Origin of the sequence: Acinetobacter sp. V89_4, assembly GCF_029967875.1 — a bacterium.
Taxonomy (GTDB): domain Bacteria; phylum Pseudomonadota; class Gammaproteobacteria; order Pseudomonadales; family Moraxellaceae; genus Acinetobacter; species Acinetobacter oleivorans.
Window position 1 is genome coordinate 261,696 of sequence record NZ_JASCAI010000001.1, and the last position, 22,006, is coordinate 283,701.

Here is a 22,006-nt window from a genome sequence, read left to right on the forward strand (position 1 = left end):
TATATTCGTAGTGCTCAGTAATTTGAGCTAAAAATCTATGTGACTAATATAACTTAACTTACAAAGGGGAAAAGCTAAAAACGCTAAAGAATCAAAAATTTATTTTGCAAAAAGGCAAGGTTCTCCATGCTTTTTCTCAAATTCTTTGACCCAAGTCTCATGTCTATTTAGCTCTTCTTCGGAAGGAAGAATAACTGGTAGTTCAATTTGAACTCTGGTTTTATTTGCTGTGTTCAGGCTATTTTCACTTTGAGATAAGGCATCTATATCAAAAGAAACTTGCCCACCTGTCATTGCTAGGTAAACATCTGAAAGAATTTCAGCATCGAGTAATGCACCGTGGAAAGTACGGTCACGTGCTGGAATTTCATAACGTCTTACAAGGGCGTCAAGCGAGTTTTTTTGTCCGGGATGTTTGCTTTTCGCTAAAGCTAGAGTATCTGTTACCTCACATACTTCGGAAAGCGCAGGAAGGCCTGCGCGTCTAAACTCCATATCAAGGAAGTTCATATCGAAGGTTGCGTTATGGGCAATAATCTCTGCGCCTTTTAGATAATCAAAAAGCGTATCGGCAATTTCTGCATAGAGCGGTTTATCTTTTAAGAAATTATCACTGATACCATGGATATTTTCTGAGTCACCCACTGGTTTTTGCGGGTTAATATAAATATGAATTGAGCTACCGGTAAGTTTCCGGTTAATCATTTCAATAGCGCCCACCTCAATAATTCGGTCGCCATCTTGGAAATAAAAACCAGTGGTTTCCGTATCGAGAATCAGTTGTCGAGGCCCTTGTAATTGTAGTTTGGCTTCGGTCACAACAATTTGAGGATGAATATTATTAACGGGTTGCTTACTTTCTGGCTCAGCAGCTTCAACTTCAATAACTTCTTCTTCCACAATAATCATCTCAACTTCTTCGGGCTGTTCAAGATCAATATTATCTTCTTCGGCTACTTCTGCCATATCAAACCCAAAAGGGTCATCAAGCAACCAATCCTCTTCAGGCTTTTTTATATCTTGCAGGGCAGTCGCTTGAACTGTTTTTTTTTGAAGTGCGGTTTGATCGGCTCCGATATTTGCAAGCTCATCGGCCATTTCGTTGCCTGCATGTCCAGCATGGCCTTTAATCCAGTTCCACTCAATATTTCTACCTGCACATACAGCATCTAATTTTTGCCAAAGGTCAGGATTTTTTACATCTTTCCAGTTTTTCTTTTTCCAGCCATGAATCCATTCAGTAATGCCTTGCTTCACATAATTTGAATCTGTCCAGATAATTAAGTGAGCATCGGGTGGGCAAAATGAAACACCCTCAATCGCAGCAGTAAGCTCCATACGGTTATTGGTTGTCTCAGGTTCACCGCCAAATAATTTATGCTCACCCTGCTCGGTAATGACATATGCGCCCCAACCACCTAAACCCGGATTGCCACGACATGCACCATCAACATACAGTGTGATTGTTTGAGACATAAATCGAAACCTAAACTAAAAGAAAAAGAACTGAATATGGTGTATTGTATACGCAAAAAGTTCGGTTCCATCGTTACAAAGCAAGGTTTTTTTAATTTCTTGTAACATTTCCATGCAAATGACATCAAATTATTGCCTTGTCTATCTTGCACGCTTTACTACAATGGCATCGAAGACCTAGGGTTTGTGGCCAGACCCCAAAAAAATATTACGCGAGTTGTTTGGAAGTTTTTATGTATAAACCAACCACATTTGTGTGGCAGCCATCTGCGGCATCATTGTTCAAAATTACCGTACTTAGCTCTGCTTTAGCTGCGTTGGGTATTACAACAGGCTGTTCATCGACTCCGCAATCTGCAAAAACCTCAAAATCGAAACAGGTCAGTGGTGCAGGTTATTTAGATGCGAGTAGTCTTGACTCTTTGGAAGACTTACTTTCAGCAACCGATATGCGCGCTGTAGAAGGCGATCGTCTGCTTATTTTGAAGCATGGTGATGTCTGGAAGCGTATGTCTGTTGGTTTCAAAATGGACTTGAATCATTGGGATTCACGTATTGAAGCTCAGCGTAGCTGGTTTATTTCTCGTCAGCCTTACCTTGATCGCTTGAGTGCTCGTGCCAGTCGTTATTTGTACCATACTGTGAAAGAAGCTGAACGCCGTGGCTTACCGACAGAACTTGCATTATTACCTGTAATTGAAAGTTCTTATGACCCAGCTGCAACAAGTAGTGCAGCGGCAGCGGGGCTATGGCAGTTTATTCCAAGTACTGGTCGTATTTATGGCTTAAAGCAAACGGGTATGTATGATGGGCGCCGAGATGTGGTTGAATCGACTCGCGCAGCTTATGAGTTTTTAGGAAGCCTCTATAACCAATTTGGTTCTTGGGAACTTGCATTAGCTGCCTATAATGCTGGCCCTGGACGTATTCAGCAAGCGATTAACCGCAACCAAGCTGCTGGTTTGCCAACCGATTATTGGTCATTAAAATTGCCTCAAGAGACAATGAACTATGTTCCACGTTTCTTAGCTGTTGCTCAAATTATTAAAAATCCAAAGGCTTATGGTGTAGAATTACCGCCTATTGCAAATAGACCCCATTTCCGTGAAGTGACTTTATCAGCACCTTTAACGTTAAATGAAATTGCTTCTACAGCAGGATTAAGTCGTGCAGAACTTTATGCATTAAACCCAGGATATCGTGGTGAAGCAGTAGACCCTGCGAGTCCAATGCGTATTTTGATTCCAGCAGATTTAAGTCCTTCAATTGATAATAAATTAAAAGGCAAAAAAACGAGTGGTAGCTCAGGTTGGTGGGCAAATGCAACTTCACCGTCTACACCGACAACTGTTAGTCCTTCTACTACAGTGACAACAAGAACAACACCAACAACACAAGTTCAGCCAGTTAAACCTTCTTCACCAGTGAAGAATACTTCAACGATTTCAAAATCTACACCACGTGGTTCAGATGCGTTAGCTGCCTTTGCAGCATCAGCGGATGTACCAAGTGCGCCGCGTATTCCTGTAGCTGTGACCAATGCAGCTAACATTACGAAGCCTGTTAAGATGGAGCCACCAATTTCAGCTGCAGAGCGTGAGAAGATTTTAGCGGCAGTACGAGCTGAAGGTGAGAAAGAAACAGTTCAACAAGCTTTAGAGCCGCAACCCACACAAGCTGAAAAAGATCAAGTCGTTGCTGAATTAAAAGCAATCGCGCCTAAAGGAACCGAAATTGTCGATCCGTATGATGGCAAAATTAGGTTAACCGCAATTCAGACGAGCCAGTCAGTTGCAGAGCAACAAGGTAAAGAGGTCAGTAGAGGTTTTGCTTATCCAAAAACTTTAGCTGAAGACGTGACTGTAGCTAACTCTGAAGACGGACAGCGCAATAAAGATAAACCTTACATCAAGACTGATACTGATGTAGTGGTTGTACAGCCTAAAGGTAAGCGTAGTACTTATACCGTTTTACCGGGTGATACGTTGGCCGTTATTGCAATGAAAAATGGCGTAAACTGGCGCGATGTTGCGAAGTGGAACCAGATTGACCCTGAAAAGACGTTATATGTAGGTTCAACGCTTTACCTCTATGATGCTAAACCACAAGAAACTCAAACAACATCTAAAAGTACAGCTAAACCAGATGTATATGTAGTTGAAGCTAACGACAGTTTAAGCGGTGTTGCTAATCAGTTTAATTTGTCAGTAAGACAATTGGCTGAATATAACGATTTATCAGTAACAGATGGTCTATTTGTTGGGCAAAAACTACTGTTAAAAGAGCCGAAGAATAGTCGCTCAAGTGCTAAAGTCGAGCCGAAAGCAGTTCAAGCAAATGCAAAGCGTATAGCAACGAAAAGTTATACTGTGAAGCGCGGTGAATACCTTAAATTAATTGCAGATCGTTATGCGCTCTCTAATCAAGAACTTGCTGAATTAACGCCAGGTTTATCTGCGGGTAGTAACTTGATGGTTGGCCAAAAAATTAATGTGCCTACACAAGATATTTCTGTAGATGAAGTTGCTGAAACTAAAACTTCTAGTAAATCTGAGAAGGCTGCTGCTAATATTTCTTATAAAACAGAAGGCTATAAAATACAGCGCGGTGATACTTTATCGAGTATTGCAACGAAATCAAAAATTAGCCTAGCTGAGTTAGCCGAGTTAAATAACTTAAAAGCAAATAGCCATGTACAGCTTGGTCAAACGATAAAAGTACCAGCAGGGTTAAGTGTTCCAGAACAATACGTTGTAAAGTCGGGTGATAGTTTAAATGCGATTGCGAGTAAATATAACTTGCAAACAGGTTATTTGGCTGACTTAAATGGTTTGTCTCGTACTGCTGGGTTACGTGCTGGTCAACGTTTAAAACTCACAGGTACAGTTGAAGAAGAAGCACCAACTAAGCCTTCTAAAAATACTAAAGAAGAAACACCCGAAACTTATACAGTCAAATCTGGTGATAGCTTAGGTAATATCGCTAACCGTTATCACTTACAGTTGGACTATCTTGCTTCATTAAATGGTCTTTCACGTACCAGTAGCGTTCGTGTAGGGCAACGTTTAAAGCTAACAGGTGATGTACCTACAGTAGAAACAGCTAAAGTAGATACTAAGTCTTCAACTAAAACAGTTGCGGCTGGTAAAAACACTGAAAGATATACTGTGAAATCTGGCGAGTCTTTAAATAGTATTGCGAGCCGTGCAGGCATTTCAGTGCGTGAACTTGCTGAAATGAATGCATTAAAAGCGAGTGCTAATTTACAGCGTGGCCAAAATATTGTAATTCCAAAAACTGTTGTGGAATACAAAGTGAAGCGTGGTGATACATTAATTGGCCTTGCTAGCAAATATGGTTTAGAAACCAATTTCTTGGCTGAGCTAAATAATTTGACACCTTCTACTCAGCTTCGCATTGGTGATGTTATTAAAGTGCCTAATTTATAAAATAATTAGCAACTTATGCATAAATCATCTTTTCAACTGAGCCTGCTAGTCGGGCTCAGTGTCGTTTCACATACAGTTTTTTCTGCACAGCAAACCACTTCATATATAGCGATTCATTCCAAACCTAAATATTTAGGAATGAAGGCTATGCCATATGCAAACCCGAATGCCCCTAAAGGTGGTCTGTTAAGTCAGGCCGCTCAAGGAACTTTTGATAACCTCAATAGTATGAATGGTAAGGGGAATGCTACGGAGGGAGTTAATTATCTTTTTGATACTTTAATGACTCAATCGTTAGATGAGGTCGGAGTTTTATATCCGCTTTTAGCTGAGAAAGTGAGTTATGACCCAGAAAAAACGCAGTCTGTTACTTTCTATTTAAATCCTAAAGCGCGTTTTAGTAATGGACAGCCAGTCACTGCGGAAGATGTTAAATTTAGTTTTGATGCCTATCAGACGAAGTCTAATTTAGGTTTACAGATGTACCTTGCTGATTTGGCAAAAACAGAAGTCATCAATGCTCATCAAGTAAAGTTTAGTTTTAAGTCTAACCATAATCCTAAAATGCCATTCATTTTGGCAACCTTACCGATTTATTCAAAAGCGGATTGGCAAAAAAAAGATTTTAGCCGAATTACCCTACAGCCGATTGTTGGTTCGGGGCCATATGTAGTTGAACGAGTTGATGCAGGTAGAAGCATTAGTTATAAAAGAAACCCAAATTATTGGGCAAAAGATTTGTCTATTAACAAGGGACGTTATAATTTTGACCGATTAAAATATGTCTATTATCGAAATTGGGATATTGCTTTTGAAGGATTTAAATCTGGGCAATACACTTTGCATGAAGAAACTAATCCTAAAAAATGGGTAACAGATTATCGTTTTCCTGCCGTAAAAGAAGGGCTGGTTACTCAATATAAATTTCGTCACCATAACCCGATTGCCACCGAAAGCTATGTGTTTAACACTAGGCGAAAACCTTTAAATGATATCCGTTTTAGACAAGCCTTAACCTATGCCTATGACTTTGAATGGCAAAATAAAGCTTTGTTTTATGGTCAATATCAACGTCTTCAAAGTTATTTTGAAAATAGTGAATTAGCAGCAACAGGTCGACCTTCAAAAACTGAATTAGACTTGTTAAAACCGTTATTGCCTAAGTTATCTCCACTCATGCAACAAGGTGTTTTAGCAAACTGGAAATATCCAGTGTCGGATGCAAGTGGGTTCAATCGTCAGAACTTGTTAACTGCACGGCAATTACTCATACAGGCTGGCTATAAAGTTAAAGAAGGGCAGCTATTTACACCAGAAGGAAAAAAAGTTCAGCTTGAGTTTTTAATTCAGCAAGATGGTAAACAACGAACACTTTTACCTTTTATTCGTAACCTAAAAAAGTTAGGCATTGCAGTTAATTTGCGTCAGGTCGATGCTCCGCAATATTTAGAAAGGACTCGTCGTTACGATTTTGATATGACCACAATGAATCTGCCGCAATCTCTAAACCCGGGCAATGAACAAACACAGTTTTGGGGAAGTATCGCCGCAGCGCAGGATGGAAATTACAATTATGCGGGTATTCGCAACCCCGTAATTGATCAAGTGACTTCAAAACTTGTTGCAAGTAAAAGCCGTGAACAACAGATTATTTATACTCGCATTCTCGATCGGTTGCTGAGAGCTGGTTATTATCAAATTCCGACCTATGGTAAAGGTGAAAACTGGTATGCTTATTGGAATATGTATCAACAACCTAAAATTAAACCAGCACTTTCTTCTGGAATAGAATATTGGTGGAGTGATGCAAATAAAGCCAAAAAAGTTGCCAAATATTTACATCAACAATAAAAAGCACCTGCCATAAAGGAAATCCTGTTATATGGGTTCATATATTCTCAAGCGACTTCTTTTAATGATTCCCACATTGTTTGTCATTTTATTGATTAACTTTGTGGTTGTGCAAATTGCACCGGGTGGGCCAGTTGAGCAAGCAATACATCAGGCACAAAGCGATTTGGGAATTGGTCGTGCATTGAGTGCAGAAACTTATTATCAGGGTGCTCAAGGTTTAAGCCCTGAAATGGTTGAGCAAATTAAGGCTCAGTACGGCTTTGATCGTTCTGCCCCTGAACGATTTTTTCTAATGTTAAAAGGCTATTTAACTTTAGATTTTGGACAAAGTTTCTTTAAAGATAAACCAGTCGTGCAATTGTTGTGGGAAAAAATACCTGTTTCTATTTCGCTTGGGCTGGTGAGCACTTTTCTGATTTATTTAATTTCTATTCCACTTGGGATTAAGAAAGCAAGACAGCAAGGTTCATGGTTTGATCGGTCCACCTCGTTAGCTCTTGTGGTGGGATATGCTGTACCGAGTTTTGTATTTGCCATTTTGTTAGTTGTTTTTTTTGCAGGCGGCTCTTATTTTCAATGGTTTCCATTACAAAATTTAGTATCAGATAACTTTCATCAACTTAGTCTTTGGGGCAAAGTTACCGATTATTTATGGCATATGACTTTGCCACTGATTACCATGGTATTAGGCGGTTTTGCCAGTTTAACCTATTTAACTAAATACTCATTTTTAGAAGAACTCAATAAACCCTACGTTTTGGCAGCCTATGCAAAAGGGTTGAATGGCCAACAGGTCTTATATAAGCATGTTTTTCGTAATGCCATTTTAGTTGTGCTCGCAGGATTACCAGAAGTGTTAGCGGGCATTTTCTTTGTGGGTAACCTGTTTGTAGAAATTATTTTTCATTTAGATGGGGTGGGTTTGTTGGGCTTTGAAGCAATTGTCCAGCGTGACTATCCTGTCATTTTTGGGGTTTTATTTTTCTTTACTTTATTTAGCCTAATTTTACGTCTCATATGTGATGTGTTGTACCAATGGATTGATCCACGAATTCACTTTGATGCACAAGGAGGCAAGTAATGTCTCTGATTGTGCGTACACGATTACAGCGTTTTAGACAGCATAAATTGGGCTGGGCCAGCTTCATTTTATTTAATCTGATTTTGATTTTGTCATTAGCGGCGGAGTTGATTGCTAACGATAAACCGCTGTTAGTGAAGTATGAAGATTCTTACTATTTACCTGTGTTAAAAACTTATCCTGAAACTGCGTTTGGTGGGGTGTTTGAAACAGAAGCTGATTATAAAGACCCCGCCGTACAAGCGCTTATTGAGGCTAAAGGATGGGCAGTTTGGCCGCTTATTCAATTTTCATATCAAACTCCCAATTTAGACTTGGCCGTTCCTGTACCGTCACCACCCTCCAAGCAAAACTGGTTGGGAACAGATGATCAGGGAAGGGATGTTTTTGCCCGCATTCTTTATGGCTTAAGAGTATCGTTACTTTTCGGTTTAGCCTTAACATTTTGTTCTGCTTTATTTGGAATTACCGTAGGTGCCATTCAAGGTTACTATGGCGGTTGGGTAGATTTATTAGGACAACGTTTGGTTGAGGTCTGGAATGGCTTACCCATGCTTTTTATGGTCATGATTTTAGTCAGTATGTTTGTTCCAAATGTATATTGGCTCTTTTTCATTATGTTGTTTTTTGGCTGGACCGTTTTGGTGGGTATTGTTAGAGCAGAATTTTTAAAAGCTCGCCAGCTTGATTATGTTCGTGCAGCCCAAGTTTTGGGAGTGACCGATCGCGCTATTATTTTTAGGCATATTTTGCCCAATGCGATCAGTTCGAGTTTGTCTCAGTTACCTTTTATTTTAACCACTAATATTAGTGCGTTAACCGCTCTTGATTTTTTAGGGTATGGGCTGCCACCCGATGCAGCTTCATTAGGCGAGTTATTGTTGCAAGGTAAAAATAATTTAGATGCGCCATGGCTAGCAATTTCAGGCTTTTTTAGTCTGGCTATTGTTCTTTCACTTTTAATTTATATTGGGGAGGCGGCCCGTGATGCGTTTGACCCAAGAAAATAATTTAAATACCGCCTCAACGTTATTGAAGGTAGAACATCTTTCAATTCAAACCAAAGACCAAAAGATTTTATTGGAAGATCTAAATTTTTACTTAAGTGAAGGTGAAACACTCGCTATTGTGGGCGAGAGTGGTTCAGGTAAATCGATGAGTTGCTTAGCAATAATGGGATTGCTGCAAGAAAAATTAGAAGTAACAGGTCAGGTCTGGATTGGCTCACAAAACATGCTTGGGTTAGATGAGAGAGCTCAATCATATTTACGTGGTCGACAAATCGCTATGATTTTTCAAGAACCTGCTACTGCGTTAAATCCGCTACATCGGGTTGAAAAAATTGTAGGAGAAAGTCTTCTTTTATCAGGTTTTTCAAAACTTGAAGTTCGACAACAAATAGTTGAGCTACTAAAAGATGTGGGAATTGTTGAACCCGAACAAATTTTAAAACGCTATCCACATGAGCTCTCTGGTGGACAAAAACAACGTGTCATGATCGCGATGACATTGGCACTTCAGCCTAAAGTTTTGATTGCTGATGAGCCTACGACTGCGTTAGATGTGGTCTTACAGATACAGATTTTAGAGCTATTAAAATCTTTACAAGCAAAATATGGAATGGCACTTATTTTAATTAGCCATGACCTAAATTTAGTACATCGCTATGCTGAGAAACTGATTGTATTGCAAAGTGGGCGTGTAGTAGAGCAAGGTGAACTGAGCCAAATCTTTGCAAGCCCTAAAACAAGTTATACAGCACAATTATTAGATCATGATTTGGGAAGTTTAGAGTCTAGACCCGCTCAGCAGAACGTTTTATCAGTTCGACAGCTCAGCGTGCAATTCCCGATAAGAAAAGGAATTTTAAATTGCATTCAAGGATATTTCACTGCAATAGAAGATTTGAGTTTCGATCTTGCTCAAGGTGAATCACTTGGGGTGGTTGGTGAAAGTGGTGCAGGTAAGTCATCTTTAGCCCTTGCTTTGGTTCAGCTTATTCAGAGTAACGGGCAAATTGTTTTTCTAGGGCAAGATTTGAATCAGTTACAGCCAAAAGTGCTGCGGTTGATGAGATCAGATTTTCAACTTGTATTCCAAGACCCATTTGGCAGTTTAAACCCGCGTATGACAGTAGGGCAGATTATTGCTGAAGGATTAAAGCTAAAAGCTGTGAATGAAAAAGAGGTAATCCAGCAAGTTGAATCTGCCTTGATAAAAGTTGAGTTGGCTAAAGATTTTCAACATCGTTATCCTCATGAGCTTTCAGGTGGCCAACGTCAACGTGTGGCCTTAGCTAGAGCTTTGGTGGTTCAGCCGAAACTTTTAATTTTGGATGAGCCTACATCGGCCTTAGATCGGACCACGCAAAAAGCCATGATTAAGTTGTTGCGACAATTACAGCAAACTGAGCAGTTAAGTTATATTTTTATTAGTCATGATCTAAATATAGTGAAATCACTGTGCCATAAAGTGATGGTATTACGTGATGCTAAAGTTGTTGAATATCAGGAAACTGAACTTCTATTTTCTAAACCGAAAACTGAATATACCAGACAGTTAATTAGAGCATCTCTTTAAGATATTTTATTTTAATTATTTGTTTTTTAATAGAATAAATTTAATTTTTAACTTATGCAAAAAGTTGCATATTTTTATATTCTTTAAAATTGACATGTGCTATTGTCAGTTATCGATTATGTCTTGACACACCGAATAACTCATTTAAATTAGAGTAATTGCTCTATAATTCAAAAAAAGAGGTTAACCATGAACCAGATTGCTCAACCCATCACAATTCGTAATACCACCTTTAAAAACCGAATTATTAAAGGTGCGATGAGTGAGGCGCTTGCAAATTATGAAGGCCAACCAAATGATTTACATTTGGGCTTATATGGTGCTTGGGCAAAAGGTGAACTTGGCTGTGCTATTACGGGCAATGTCATGGTAAATGCTGGAGCAAAAAATGAACCAGGTGTTGTGGTTATTGAAACTGAACGTGACCTTGATCGCTTAAAAGAGTGGGCGGCCTTAGGTAAAAAATATGGCATGGTGCAATTGATTCAATTGTCGCACCCAGGTCGTCAGTGTCCAAAAGGTTTAAATAAAGAAACCGTTGCACCATCGGCAGTACCTTTTAGCCCAGCTTTAGCAACCATGTTTGGAACGCCACGTGAACTTACTCATGATGAAATTCTAGATATTATTAATCGTTTTGCGAAAGCAGCTCAGATCTGTGAAAAAGCAGGTTTCGAAGGCGTGCAATTGCACGGCGCACATGGTTATTTAATTAGTCAGTTTTTATCGCCATTAACCAATAAGCGCACAGATCAATGGGGCGGTTCAGTTGAAAATCGTAGCCGTTTTTTATTAGAGGTTTATAAAGCGGTACGTGAAGCAACCTCAGAAAATTTTATTATTTCCGTGAAGCTTAACTCGGCTGACTTCCAGCGTGGCGGTATTAGCGAAGAAGATGTGATTTCAGTGTTTAAAGCAGTAGATGAAGCTGGTATCGATTTAATTGAAATTTCAGGCGGTACTTACGAGGCACCAGCAATGGCTGGAGCTAAGGCGGATAAGCGTAAAGCAAGCACGATTGCGCGTGAAGCATACTTTTTAGATTTTGCTGAGAAAATCCGCCAGCATGTTAAATGTAAGCTCATGGTAACAGGTGGGTTCCGTACTGTAGCGGGCATGAATGCTGCACTCGCAAGTGGCGCATGTGACTTTATTGGTATTGCTCGCCCATTTGCCGTGGAAACCGATTTAACAGAACGTTTAATTGCAGGGCAAGACGTGCGTTATGCCGTAAAACCGATTAAAACAGGTTTACCTTTTGTTGATAAAATGGCAATTATGGAAATTATTTGGTATGCCGCTCAATTTAAAACCATTGGCAAGGGTAAAAAACCAAATCCAAAACTTTCACCACTTGTGGTGTTTTTAAATTATGCCAAAGGCAATATTAAAGCGGTGATTCAAGGACAAGTGAATTCGCGTAAGTCTGCATAATTTCATTACCATGCAGTGGTCCAGTAAGCGTTAAATGTAGAAGCAGACCATTGGCCTTTAATTAAAGCATTGTTAAAGGCAGGTCTGTTTTCTATTTGGGCAAGATAACGGTGTATATGTTTAAACTGACTATAATTTTGTGAGCAAGCTAGTAATGGAAACCACATCAAAATATCAGCAATAGTAAACTGATCTCCGGCAAACCATGCATGTTGCTCTAAATGTTCATCAATCATTCTCATTTGTTGTTGTAGTGATTGATTGAGATAGCCTTGATCGAATCCATATTTTAAAAGTTTAGGAATGAAACGGATCGGAAAAGGTGTGCGCTCTGCAATTTGGTGAAAGATTTGTTTGAGTACTAAATCGGGAATGAATGTTACCTCACAATAATTTTTCCAATAATAAAAATTTAGGAGTTGTTGGTTTGATAGGCTGTTCGGTCCCAATTGTGGGTGTAAATGAGATAGGTAATCTAAAATTGCTGAGGTTTCGGCTAAGACTGAAGTCTTTTCTTGTTCAATAATTTCGAGAGTTGGAAATTTTGATAATTGATGAGGTGAGTTTTTATCTTTGCTTATAACTGAATGATCTTTAATAGTGAGCTCATAGTTGAGTTCTAATTCTTCTAAAAACCAAATGATACGTTGAGAGCGCGAATTTTTTAAGTGAAATAATCGAATTTGCATGTCATGTCTAAATTATAGTTTTGATCTATGTTGAGTATAGAACATAATTTAATTATAAAAATATTTATAAATCAGTAAATTATATTTTTTATATGAAAGTAGCTTAATAAAAAGCCACTGCCTTAAAAATGGAGTGGCTTTTTAGTGTTTGATATCCCTAACGAGATCTGACCTACAAGTTTGTCACCTTGAAGAGACTACCGTATATCAGATCTTTTTATAGTTCAGTTTAGAACGTATAGCTCATACCCAATTGAACCGTACGTGATTCACCCGGATAAGCATATAAATTGAAAGCACTTTCATCATAAACTTTATCAAAAATATTCTTCACATCTAAGTTAAGACGAACTTTTGGTGTCGCTTGATAGTAAGAAACCAAATCTGTAACCGCATAACCTTTCATGGTGTAAGTACTATTTGCTGTTTGTCCTGCACGCTTATCAATATATTTTTGATTAATTCCTAGACCTAAACCTTGTAAAGGGCCATCTTGGAACTCATAGATATTTAAAAGATTAAAACTATTCTTTGGAATATTGGCTAAAGCGGTTCCTTTTTTCAAAGTATTGTCTTTGCTGACTTCGGCATCTGTATAGGCATAGCCACCAATAATTTTCCAAGCCGGGGTAATTTGCCCTGCAACATTTAGCTCAATACCTTGGCTACGAACTTCGCCAGCAGCAACTTTATAGGCTGAATCTACAGGATCGAGTGTTAAGACATTTTCTTTTTTTGCATAAAAAATAGCAGAGTCAACCGACAACATATTGTTGAGTGCTTGCCATTTAAAGCCTAACTCGTAAGCCATGCCTTCTTCTGGGTCAAAACCTTCTCCATTACGGCTAGCACCAGTGTTTGGTTTAAAAGATTTTGCAGCATTGCTATAGATTGAAAAGTCATCACGAGCTTTAAAAACCAAACCTAAACGTGGAATAAATGCATTATGACTGGTATTCCAGTTTACCATATTCGGTAATAGGTTTTTGTAATCATGTTCGTAGTGCTCAAAACGTAAGCCGAATAGTGCACTTAAACGTTCATTTAAATCGATTTGGTCTTGTACAAAAAGGGCAGTTGTTTTTAAATTTTCGCGGTCATGGGTCGTAATATTTTTAAGCTCAGGTAGAGGTTGTCCTAAAACTGGATCATAAATATTGATCGGGTAATTATTTGACTTAGCATCTGAACGAATAATATATGACTTATAATCATATTTTTCATATTCAAGCCCAGTCACTAAAGTATGAGCTAGACCTAAAAGTTGGAAATTACCTGCTAGATTAATTTGGGCATCGGTATCTTGCCATTTTAATTCGCGATAATTGTAATTTCGGTTTAAAGTTTGGCCGTCATTTTGAATACCATTTGCCTCTACCGCATAGCCATACAATTTGCCGTTTAAATATTGCACACCAGCATTCAGCTTCCATTCATTTCCAAGGTCGTGCTCGACTCGTAATTGAGTCATATCGTTATCATTGTAAAGCCGGTTGTTGTATTTACCCGTTTCCCACAAATAAGTGTCTGGTGAGCTATTAAAAGATTTCTGTGTTAGATAGCGTGTATGACCACGATCAAGCGGATGCTGGTTTCTTAAAATATCGGCTTCAAAAGTAACTTTGGTTGCATCGGAAGCTTGCCATTGAATGACTGGTGCAATGCCATAACGTTTAGACTCGACATGATCACGATAACTATCGCCACCTTCTGCAATCACATTTAGACGATAACCAATGTTCTCTGCATTAGGTACAGTTCCTGTCGTGTCTACCGTGGTGCGGTATAAACCTTCACTGTTAAGCTGTGCGCCCAAAGTGGTTTGTTGCTCAGACTTTGGTGTTTTAGAAATTAAGTTAAACGTACCACCCGGGTCACCACGGCCATACAAGCTAGAAGAGGGACCACGTAAAACGTCTACGCGTTCAATCGTGTTGCTATCTGGAGCGTTCGGATAACCACGGTTAATTGGGAATCCATTACGGTAAAACTCACCGCTAGTGAAACCACGAAGGTTAAACCCTGTTAAGCCTTGACCCCCAAAGTTATTAGCACGAGTAACGCCGCCAGCTAAATCAAGCGCTTCGATTAAACGTGTTGCTCCAATATCTTCAATTACTTTTTGAGTCACCACACTGACAGATTGCGGTGTATCTTTTAATGCAACTTCACTACGTGTTGCACTACTTGAACTATCAACTTTGTAGGTTTGGTCAGCTGTCTGTTGGGCTTTAATTTTAATGGTAGCAAGCGTAGTTGAAGATTGATCTGTTTCTGCGAAAGCTGTTGAAATACAACAGAGTTGAGCAATGCTCAGGGAGAGGAGGCGAAGCTTAAGATCCATTTAAAACCTTGTTGATAATAAATATCAATATAAAAATAAGAATTATTATATTGTAAATCTATGTAAAGAAAATACTGGATCAGTGATATTTAAATATAAATGTATTTTATTTAGAAATAAGAGAGGTTAAAGCAATAAATAGAATGTTAAGAAAATAAAAAAGAAATTTTATAAGAATAGAATAATGGCGTCCCTACGGGGATTCGAACCCCGGTTACCGCCGTGAAAGGGCGATGTCCTAGGCCTCTAGACGATAGGGACGTTGAGGATGGCGGTATCTTAAGAAGCCGCCACCAAACTGTCAAGTAGGTAAGGAGACAGTTTGTTCAAAATATAGCAAAACAGTTCAGCAGTCTTCTGAGTATCGTATAAAGCAGAGTGTGCTTCTTTACCATCGAACTCAATTCCAGCTTGAATGCAGGCTTTAGCAAGGACGGTTTGTCCAAACATAACAGCACTTAAAGTAACTGTATCCATGACTGAAAAACTATGAAAAGGGTTCTGGTTTTTTGTGCTTGTACGTGCAATTGCAGCTTGAACAAAACCAAGATCAAAGTGAGCGTTATGACCGACCAATACTGCATGCGTACAGTGTTGCTGTTTGCGAACTTCATTGACTGATTTAAAAATACGGCGTAATGCAGTCCGTTCATCTTCAGCCATTGCTATACGCATTGGATTGAATGGATCAATACCAATAAAGTCTAGCGAACGACGGTCGAGGTTAGCCCCTTCAAACGGGTTAATGTGCGCATGAAATGCTGGACCAGGGACAAATTGTCCCTGAGCATCATACACAATTGGAATGCACGCAATTTCTAGCAATGCATCTGTCTGGGCATTAAAACCTGCCGTTTCAACGTCAACAACAACAGGTAAGAAGCCACGAAAACGTTGGCCAATGACCGGGACAGAGGTTTCTTGTGTCACACTTTTCTCCATTGCAGCGTTTTCCCGGCATGCAGCGGGATAATTTTTTGATCATCTAAATAATCAAAAGATTCTGGGACAAGGTTATCTTCTTTTACCAATGTAATGGTAGAAGTATTACGTGGTAGACCGTAGAAGTCTGCGCCAAAATGGCTAGCAAAACCTTCTAAGCGCTCTAGTTTACCCACTTGGTCAAATGCTTGGGCATAAAGCTCAATTGCATTAGGTGCACTATAACAGCCCGCACAGCCACACGCATTTTCTTTTGCATTTTGTGAGTGAGGAGCGCTATCTGTACCCAAGAAAAATTTAGGGTTACCACTCGTTGCAACTTCAAGCAAAGTTGTTTGATGTGTTTGGCGCTTTAAAATTGGCAAACAGTAAAAATGCGGTTTAATACCACCAACCAACATATCATTACGGTTAAATAATAAATGCTGAGGAGTGATTGTTGCCGCAACATTACGATCATGCTCTAAAACAAAATGAGCCGCATCGCTTGTTGTAATGTGTTCAAGTACCACTTTAAGTTTTGGAAACTGTTTTAAGAGTGGGTTGAGTACTTCGTCAAGGAAACGTTTTTCACGGTCAAAAATATCGACATGGTTATGAGTTACTTCACCATGAAGTAATAATGGAACTTGATGTTCTTCTAATTGTTCAATAACTGCATAAACCTTACGGATATCACTCACACCATTATCAGAATTGGTGGTTGCGCCCGCTGGGTAAAGTTTAATTGCATTTACATGTCCAGATTCTTTAATTTTACGAACTTCATCTGGTGAGGTGAAGTCAGTAAAATAAAGCACCATACGCGGGTCAAAATTGAGACCTTCTGGAACATGAGCAAGAATACGTTCACGGTAAGCCAGTGCTTCTTCCACAGTTTTTACAGGTGGAACAAGGTTTGGCATACAGATCGCACGAGCAAACTGTTTAGCCAAATCAGGTACAGTACGTTTTAATGCTAAACCATCACGTAAATGTGCATGCCAGTCATCTGGCTGGAGCAGGGTAATAGAGTCCAAGGCAGTTCAAACTTCGAAATAAAACAAATGATAATCGATAAAGTGTGAAAATGGTAACGAGAATTACGGACAAATGGCAAAATAAAGCGCAAGAGGCCTCAAAAAATAATGTTATATTTTGTTAATGTGTAAGAGGTAGGAATCGGGTAGTGGTAAATAGGGGAAATGTACAGGAATTACTCAAAGCAAAAGAAGAAATAGAATATCTGGTAACTTTACATACCCATCGTTATGCCAATACACCTTTGCCTCATCAATTAGAAAAAAAGTTCTGGTGTTTAAATCTTGAACGAACTAAACAAAATATCTCCAAATTTTTAGCAAGTGGCGTTCTCACCTACCTCATTTTTATTTTATTAGCGCTCCCTACAGACTACTTAGTGATTGGCGTACCTTACATTACTTGGGACTTTATTTACTGCTTACTGAGTGCAATTAATATTGCTTGTGCGCTACTGCTATTTTGGGTTTTTGCCAAGTTTAAAAAACTCACTGAATATTTTTATATTGCTGCGTGCGGGATTGTATTTTTTACCATTATTTTCAATGCAATGTTGCTGCTGAGTGTAGGAAATATCGCTCTAAAAAATCAGTCAATGTTGCTACTTTCTTTTTTATATATGCTCGGTTTTATTTTGAGCGGTATAAAGCCTCTACATATGCTTTATGTGGGTTTAACAGCAGCAATTTTTGTTTTTTCTTCATTGATTTTATTGCAAGCGAACTGTGACTATATTGCTTTGGGGCGCGCATTGTTTGGTAGCTGTATTTTAGGTTTTTCAATTAGTACGATGCTTACGTCTAGAGAAAGAAGTCTTTTTTTAAATAATCAGCTTGCTGAGCTTAATGAAAAGATTTTGCGTATTGAGGCATCTGAGTTGCTTCATTTAAGTCAGCAAGATGCACTCACTAAAATTTCTAATCGACGTACTTTCGATGAGATGTTCGACTTTTTTTACTATCGGGCAAAACAAGAGCAACGCCCATTGGCCGTTTTATTTATTGATATCGATTTTTTTAAGAACTATAACGATTTTTATGGGCACCAGATGGGGGACAAGGTCATCTCGTCTATTGCCTCTGCAATTAAGAATTCGATTCGTCATGTGGATTTTGTTGCCCGATATGGCGGAGAAGAGTTTGTGGTTCTTTTGCCAAAAACACCTGCTCAAGGTGCTTATGCTGTGGCTGCCAATATTTATAAAGCGATTGAGCGCCAAGCGATTCCTCATGCTGCATCTTTGGTCTCTACGCATGTAACGATTAGTTTGGGTTTTACTGTCTATACAGAAGGCTTAAAAGTCACACAGGAAAATTTAATTCATGCTGCCGATCAAGCTTTATATCGGGCTAAGCAGCTTGGGCGTAACCAGATTTATTATCAGCCTTTACAAGTCGCCGAAATTGCCTAAATAAATTATTAAAAATAAAAAGGCCACCTTAATAGGTGGCCTTTTTTTGACGCTATAAGAAAATTATTTTTTCTTACTGTCTAATTGAGGAATAGCAGAACCTTGACCGATTGAAAGTAAACCAGCATCTGTATAGATACCAAGTTTTGCACGTGTATCGGTAATGTCGAGGTTACGCATAGTCAACTGACCAATACGGTCCATAGGCGAGAACATTGAATCGCCTTTTTCCATTGTTAAGCGTTCAGCTTCGTACGTTAAGTTTGGAGATTCAGTGTTCATGATGGTGTAGTCATTACCACGACGAAGTTCAAGTGTAACTTCACCTGTAACAGCTTTAGCAACCCAACGCTGAGCCGTTTCACGCAACATAAGCGCTTGAGAGTCGAACCAACGACCTTGGTAAAGTAAACGACCTAAACGTAAACCGTTAATGCGGTATTGTTCGATTGTATCTTCGTTATGAATACCAGTAACCAAACGCTCGTAAGCAATATGAAGAAGAGCCATACCCGGTGCTTCATAAATACCACGAGATTTCGCTTCGATAATACGGTTTTCGATTTGGTCAGACATACCTAAACCATGACGACCACCAATACGGTTTGCTTCAAGAATAAGCTCAACTGGATTGTTAAAAGTTTGACCGTTTAACGCAACAGGTACACCTTCTTCAAAACGTACAGTTACTTCTTCTGGTTTGATTTCAACTTCTTCTTTCCAGAAAGCAACGCCCATAATTGGGTCAACGATTTTGATACCAGCATTTAAGTATTCAAGATCTTTTGCTTCGTGAGTTGCACCCAACATGTTTGAGTCAGTTGAATACGCTTTTTCTTTTGACATTTTATAGTCAAAACCGTTGTCGATCAGGAACTGTGACATTTCTGCACGACCACCGAGTTCATCGATGAAGTTTTGATCTAACCAAGGCTTATAAATTTTAAGATTCGGGTTGGTCAACAAACCATAACGATAGAAACGTTCAATATCGTTACCTTTATAAGTTGAACCGTCACCCCAGATGTTTACGTCATCTTCTTTCATTGCAGTAACTAACATTGTACCTGTTACTGCACGACCTAATGGAGTCGTATTGAAATAAGGAATACCACCTGTACTGATATGGAACGCACCACACTGAATTGCAGCAATACCTTCAAGCGCAAGTTGTAAGCGGCAGTCAATTAAGCGAGCTTTTACAGCGCCGTATTGTTCTGCTTTCTTTGGAATTGCATCGTAGTCATCTTCATCAGGCTGGCCTAAGTTTGCAGTATATGCATAAGGCTCTGCACCCTTTTGTTTCATCCATAATAAAGCAGCTGAAGTGTCTAGGCCTCCGGAGAAGGCAATCCCAACTTTTTTGCCTACTGGTACATGCTGCAAGATAGTTGCATTATCAGTCATTGCTAATCCTAACATTTATAAAAAAGACCCCGTTGAGGTGGTCTCGAGAATTCTGAATGGCGGCTATTGTAGCACTATTCATGGTGCTTTTTTTGGCAAAAAAATCATTAATTCACTTGTTCTGATTGGTATTTATTATTTGAAGAAAATATGGGATTGTCTTCTTTATATATAGATTGACCATAATCTCGAATAAAAAATAATTCTGGGTCATCCAAAATTATCAAAAAAGTATTAAAGTACTATGCAACAAGTTGCAAAAAATTATTGGGACGCAGCATGACAAGTTACGCCAATTTATTAAAACCATTACATTTAGGCTTTACCACCATTAAAAACCGTGTGGTGATGGGATCCATGCATACGGGACTTGAAGACCGTTTTTTTAACTACCCAAAACTGGCAGCTTATTTTGAAGAGCGTGCAAAAGGTGGGGTTGGCCTGATTGTGACAGGTGGTATTTCTCCGAACCGTCAGGGATGGTTGGCACCTGCGGGTGGAACCATGAACAGTCTCTTTGATGTTCCTCAGCACCGTTTGGTAACCCATGCTGTTCATAAACATGGCTCTAAAATCTTAATGCAGATTTTGCACGCTGGCCGATATGGTTACCAACCATTTGTTGTGTCTTCAACGGCAATTAAATCTCCAATTTCACCATTTAAACCGCGTCAGCTTTCTGAAAAAAATATTCTCAGCACAATAGAAGATTACGCTCAGTGCGCTGACATTGCCAAAAAAGCAGGTTATGACGGTGTCGAAATTATGGGCTCGGAAGGTTATTTAATTAACCAGTTTTTAAGTAGCCACGTTAACCAGCGTACTGACCGTTGGGGTGGTGAAATTGAAAACCGGATGCGTTTTCCAGTCGAGATTGTGAAAGCGATTCGTGCCAAAGTTGGTGAGAAGTTTATTATTTGTTTCCGCTTGTCTCTACTCGACCTTGTGCATGATGGGAACACCATGCAAGAAGTAGTTACTGTTGCAAAAGCTTTAGAAAAGGCAGGTGTGACTTTATTAAATACTGGCATTGGCTGGCATGAAGCGCGTGTACCGACCATTGTAACATCTGTGCCTCGAGCCGCTTTTGTCGATTACACGGCACATGTAAAACAACATATTTCTATTCCAATTATTGCGTCAAACCGTATTAACATGCCTGAAACTGCCGAAGAGATTTTGGCAACTGGCAAAGCTGATATGGTTCAAATGGCACGCCCTTTATTGGCCGATGCATTTTGGGTAAATAAGACTGCGACTAACCGTGTTGATGAAATTAATACCTGTATTGCTTGTAACCAAGCCTGTTTAGACCATGCTTTTAAAAATAAGCGCGTGTCTTGTTTAGTGAACCCACGTGCAGGCCATGAAACAGAACTGGTTTATTTAAAAACTAAGCAACCTAAACGTATTGCTGTTGTAGGCGGTGGTGTAGCAGGTATGTCCGCGGCAACTGTTGCGGCAAGCCGTGGCCATGCAGTAACGCTATTTGAAGCAACTTCAGATGTAGGTGGTCAATTTAACTTTGCCAAAGTTGTACCAGGTAAAGAAGAATTCCACGAAACGATTCGCTACTTCAAAGTACAACTCGAAAAAACAGGAGTGGATGTACGTTTAAATACTCGCGTGAATCGCGAGCAGCTTGAACGTGAAGGTTTTGATGAAGTAATTGTTGCAACAGGTGTAATCCCTCGCGCATTAAAAATTGAAGGAAGCAATGCGCCACAAGTTCTTTCTTATGCTCAAGTTTTAAAAGGTGCAGAAGTTGGGCAAAAAGTAGCAGTGATTGGTGCAGGCGGTATTGGTTTTGATGTATCTGAGTTTTTACTTAAACCTCCACATCAACCACAGCCTCAACCTTTAGCGGAGTGGCAACGTGAATGGGGTGTAGACCCAGATCCGAATTATGTTTCTGAAGGTGGTATGCAGCCACCAGTGGTTGAACCAGCAATACGCGAGATTTATTTACTACAACGTAAAACTACACCTCTCGGTATTGGCCTTGGCAAGACTTCAGGTTGGGTACACCGCGCACAGCTTAAAAAGCATGGCGTGCGTATGTTACGTGGTGTGCAATATAAAGCAGTCACTGATGAAGGGCTTTGGATTGAGCACAATGGTCAAGACCAGCTTTTACGCGTAGACACTGTTGTAGTGTGTGCAGGTCAAGAGTCGGTAAAAGACTTAATGCCAAAAGAAGGTGAATCGACTATAGCGAACTACCATATTATTGGTGGAGCAAAGCTCGCAGCAGAGCTAGATGCGAAGCGTGCGATCAAAGAAGGAGCAGAATTAGCTGCTCGATTGTAAAATTGATGA

14 protein-coding genes and 1 tRNA gene are annotated in these 22,006 nt (G+C 39.4%); 8 read left to right on the top strand and 7 right to left on the bottom strand.

Features of this window, described 5'->3' with window-relative positions:
• Positions 1 to 99: 99 nt before the first annotated feature.
• A complete protein-coding gene (gene dnaQ / locus QLG01_RS01325) occupies positions 100 to 1,476 on the bottom strand; it encodes a DNA polymerase III subunit epsilon (RefSeq protein WP_282495652.1) in 1,377 nt (458 codons plus the stop codon).
• A gap of 233 nt (positions 1,477 to 1,709) precedes the next feature.
• Here dnaQ and QLG01_RS01330 point away from each other — a divergent pair, with 233 nt between their 5' ends.
• The 6 genes from QLG01_RS01330 (at position 1,710) to QLG01_RS01355 (ending at position 11,874) form a co-directional block, all read left to right on the top strand.
• A complete protein-coding gene (locus QLG01_RS01330; RefSeq protein ID WP_282495653.1) occupies positions 1,710 to 4,925 on the top strand; it encodes a LysM peptidoglycan-binding domain-containing protein in 3,216 nt (1,071 codons plus the stop codon).
• 15 nt (positions 4,926 to 4,940) lie between these two features.
• Positions 4,941 to 6,776, top strand: coding sequence for an extracellular solute-binding protein (locus tag QLG01_RS01335; RefSeq protein ID WP_282495654.1), 1,836 nt, complete (start codon positions 4,941 to 4,943; stop codon positions 6,774 to 6,776).
• A 31-nt stretch (positions 6,777 to 6,807) separates the two neighbouring features.
• On the top strand, positions 6,808 to 7,860 hold the full coding sequence (locus tag QLG01_RS01340) for an ABC transporter permease subunit (RefSeq protein ID WP_282495655.1): 1,053 nt from the start codon (positions 6,808 to 6,810) through the stop codon (positions 7,858 to 7,860).
• Positions 7,860 to 8,870 (top strand): ABC transporter permease, encoded by a 1,011-nt coding sequence (locus QLG01_RS01345; RefSeq protein WP_199987024.1) that lies wholly within the window; start codon positions 7,860 to 7,862, stop codon positions 8,868 to 8,870. The genes QLG01_RS01340 and QLG01_RS01345 overlap by 1 nt, the downstream gene beginning before the upstream one ends.
• On the top strand, positions 8,845 to 10,440 hold the full coding sequence (locus tag QLG01_RS01350) for a dipeptide ABC transporter ATP-binding protein (protein ID WP_282495656.1): 1,596 nt from the start codon (positions 8,845 to 8,847) through the stop codon (positions 10,438 to 10,440). The genes QLG01_RS01345 and QLG01_RS01350 overlap by 26 nt, the downstream gene beginning before the upstream one ends.
• 189 nt (positions 10,441 to 10,629) lie before the next feature.
• Positions 10,630 to 11,874 carry an NADH:flavin oxidoreductase/NADH oxidase family protein gene (locus QLG01_RS01355; protein WP_282495657.1) on the top strand — a complete coding sequence of 415 codons (1,245 nt, stop codon included), beginning with the start codon at positions 10,630 to 10,632 and terminating at the stop codon, positions 11,872 to 11,874.
• Between the two features lie 5 nt (positions 11,875 to 11,879).
• On the opposite strand, the gene QLG01_RS01360 is transcribed toward QLG01_RS01355, so the two are convergent.
• From QLG01_RS01360 to pyrC, 5 genes are all read right to left on the bottom strand, one after another.
• Positions 11,880 to 12,563, bottom strand: a complete 684-nt coding sequence (locus tag QLG01_RS01360) for a glutathione binding-like protein (protein ID WP_282495658.1) — start codon at positions 12,561 to 12,563, stop codon at positions 11,880 to 11,882.
• 229 nt (positions 12,564 to 12,792) lie between these two features.
• Entirely contained in the window at positions 12,793 to 14,907 is a 2,115-nt protein-coding gene (locus QLG01_RS01365) for a TonB-dependent siderophore receptor (protein WP_282495659.1), read from the bottom strand.
• Between the two features lie 185 nt (positions 14,908 to 15,092).
• Positions 15,093 to 15,168 (bottom strand) — tRNA-Glu (locus tag QLG01_RS01370).
• Between the two features lie 18 nt (positions 15,169 to 15,186).
• Positions 15,187 to 15,849, bottom strand: a complete 663-nt coding sequence (rnt, locus tag QLG01_RS01375) for a ribonuclease T (protein ID WP_002117536.1) — start codon at positions 15,847 to 15,849, stop codon at positions 15,187 to 15,189.
• Positions 15,834 to 16,868, bottom strand: coding sequence for a dihydroorotase (gene pyrC / locus QLG01_RS01380; protein WP_004793881.1), 1,035 nt, complete (start codon positions 16,866 to 16,868; stop codon positions 15,834 to 15,836). Before pyrC ends, rnt begins: the two co-directional genes overlap by 16 nt.
• Before the next feature lie 149 nt (positions 16,869 to 17,017).
• Here pyrC and QLG01_RS01385 point away from each other — a divergent pair, with 149 nt between their 5' ends.
• Positions 17,018 to 18,280: a diguanylate cyclase gene (locus tag QLG01_RS01385; protein WP_005303451.1), complete on the top strand. Its 1,263-nt coding sequence runs from the start codon at positions 17,018 to 17,020 to the stop codon at positions 18,278 to 18,280.
• Positions 18,281 to 18,343: 63 nt separating this feature from the next.
• Here the strand turns inward: QLG01_RS01385 and argG are convergent, their stop codons facing one another.
• Positions 18,344 to 19,702, bottom strand: a complete 1,359-nt coding sequence (gene argG, locus QLG01_RS01390) for an argininosuccinate synthase (protein ID WP_282495660.1) — start codon at positions 19,700 to 19,702, stop codon at positions 18,344 to 18,346.
• A gap of 264 nt (positions 19,703 to 19,966) precedes the next feature.
• Between argG and QLG01_RS01395 the strand changes: the two genes are divergently transcribed.
• Positions 19,967 to 21,997 (top strand): NADPH-dependent 2,4-dienoyl-CoA reductase, encoded by a 2,031-nt coding sequence (locus tag QLG01_RS01395; RefSeq protein WP_111856122.1) that lies wholly within the window; start codon positions 19,967 to 19,969, stop codon positions 21,995 to 21,997.
• Positions 21,998 to 22,006: the final 9 nt, after the last annotated feature.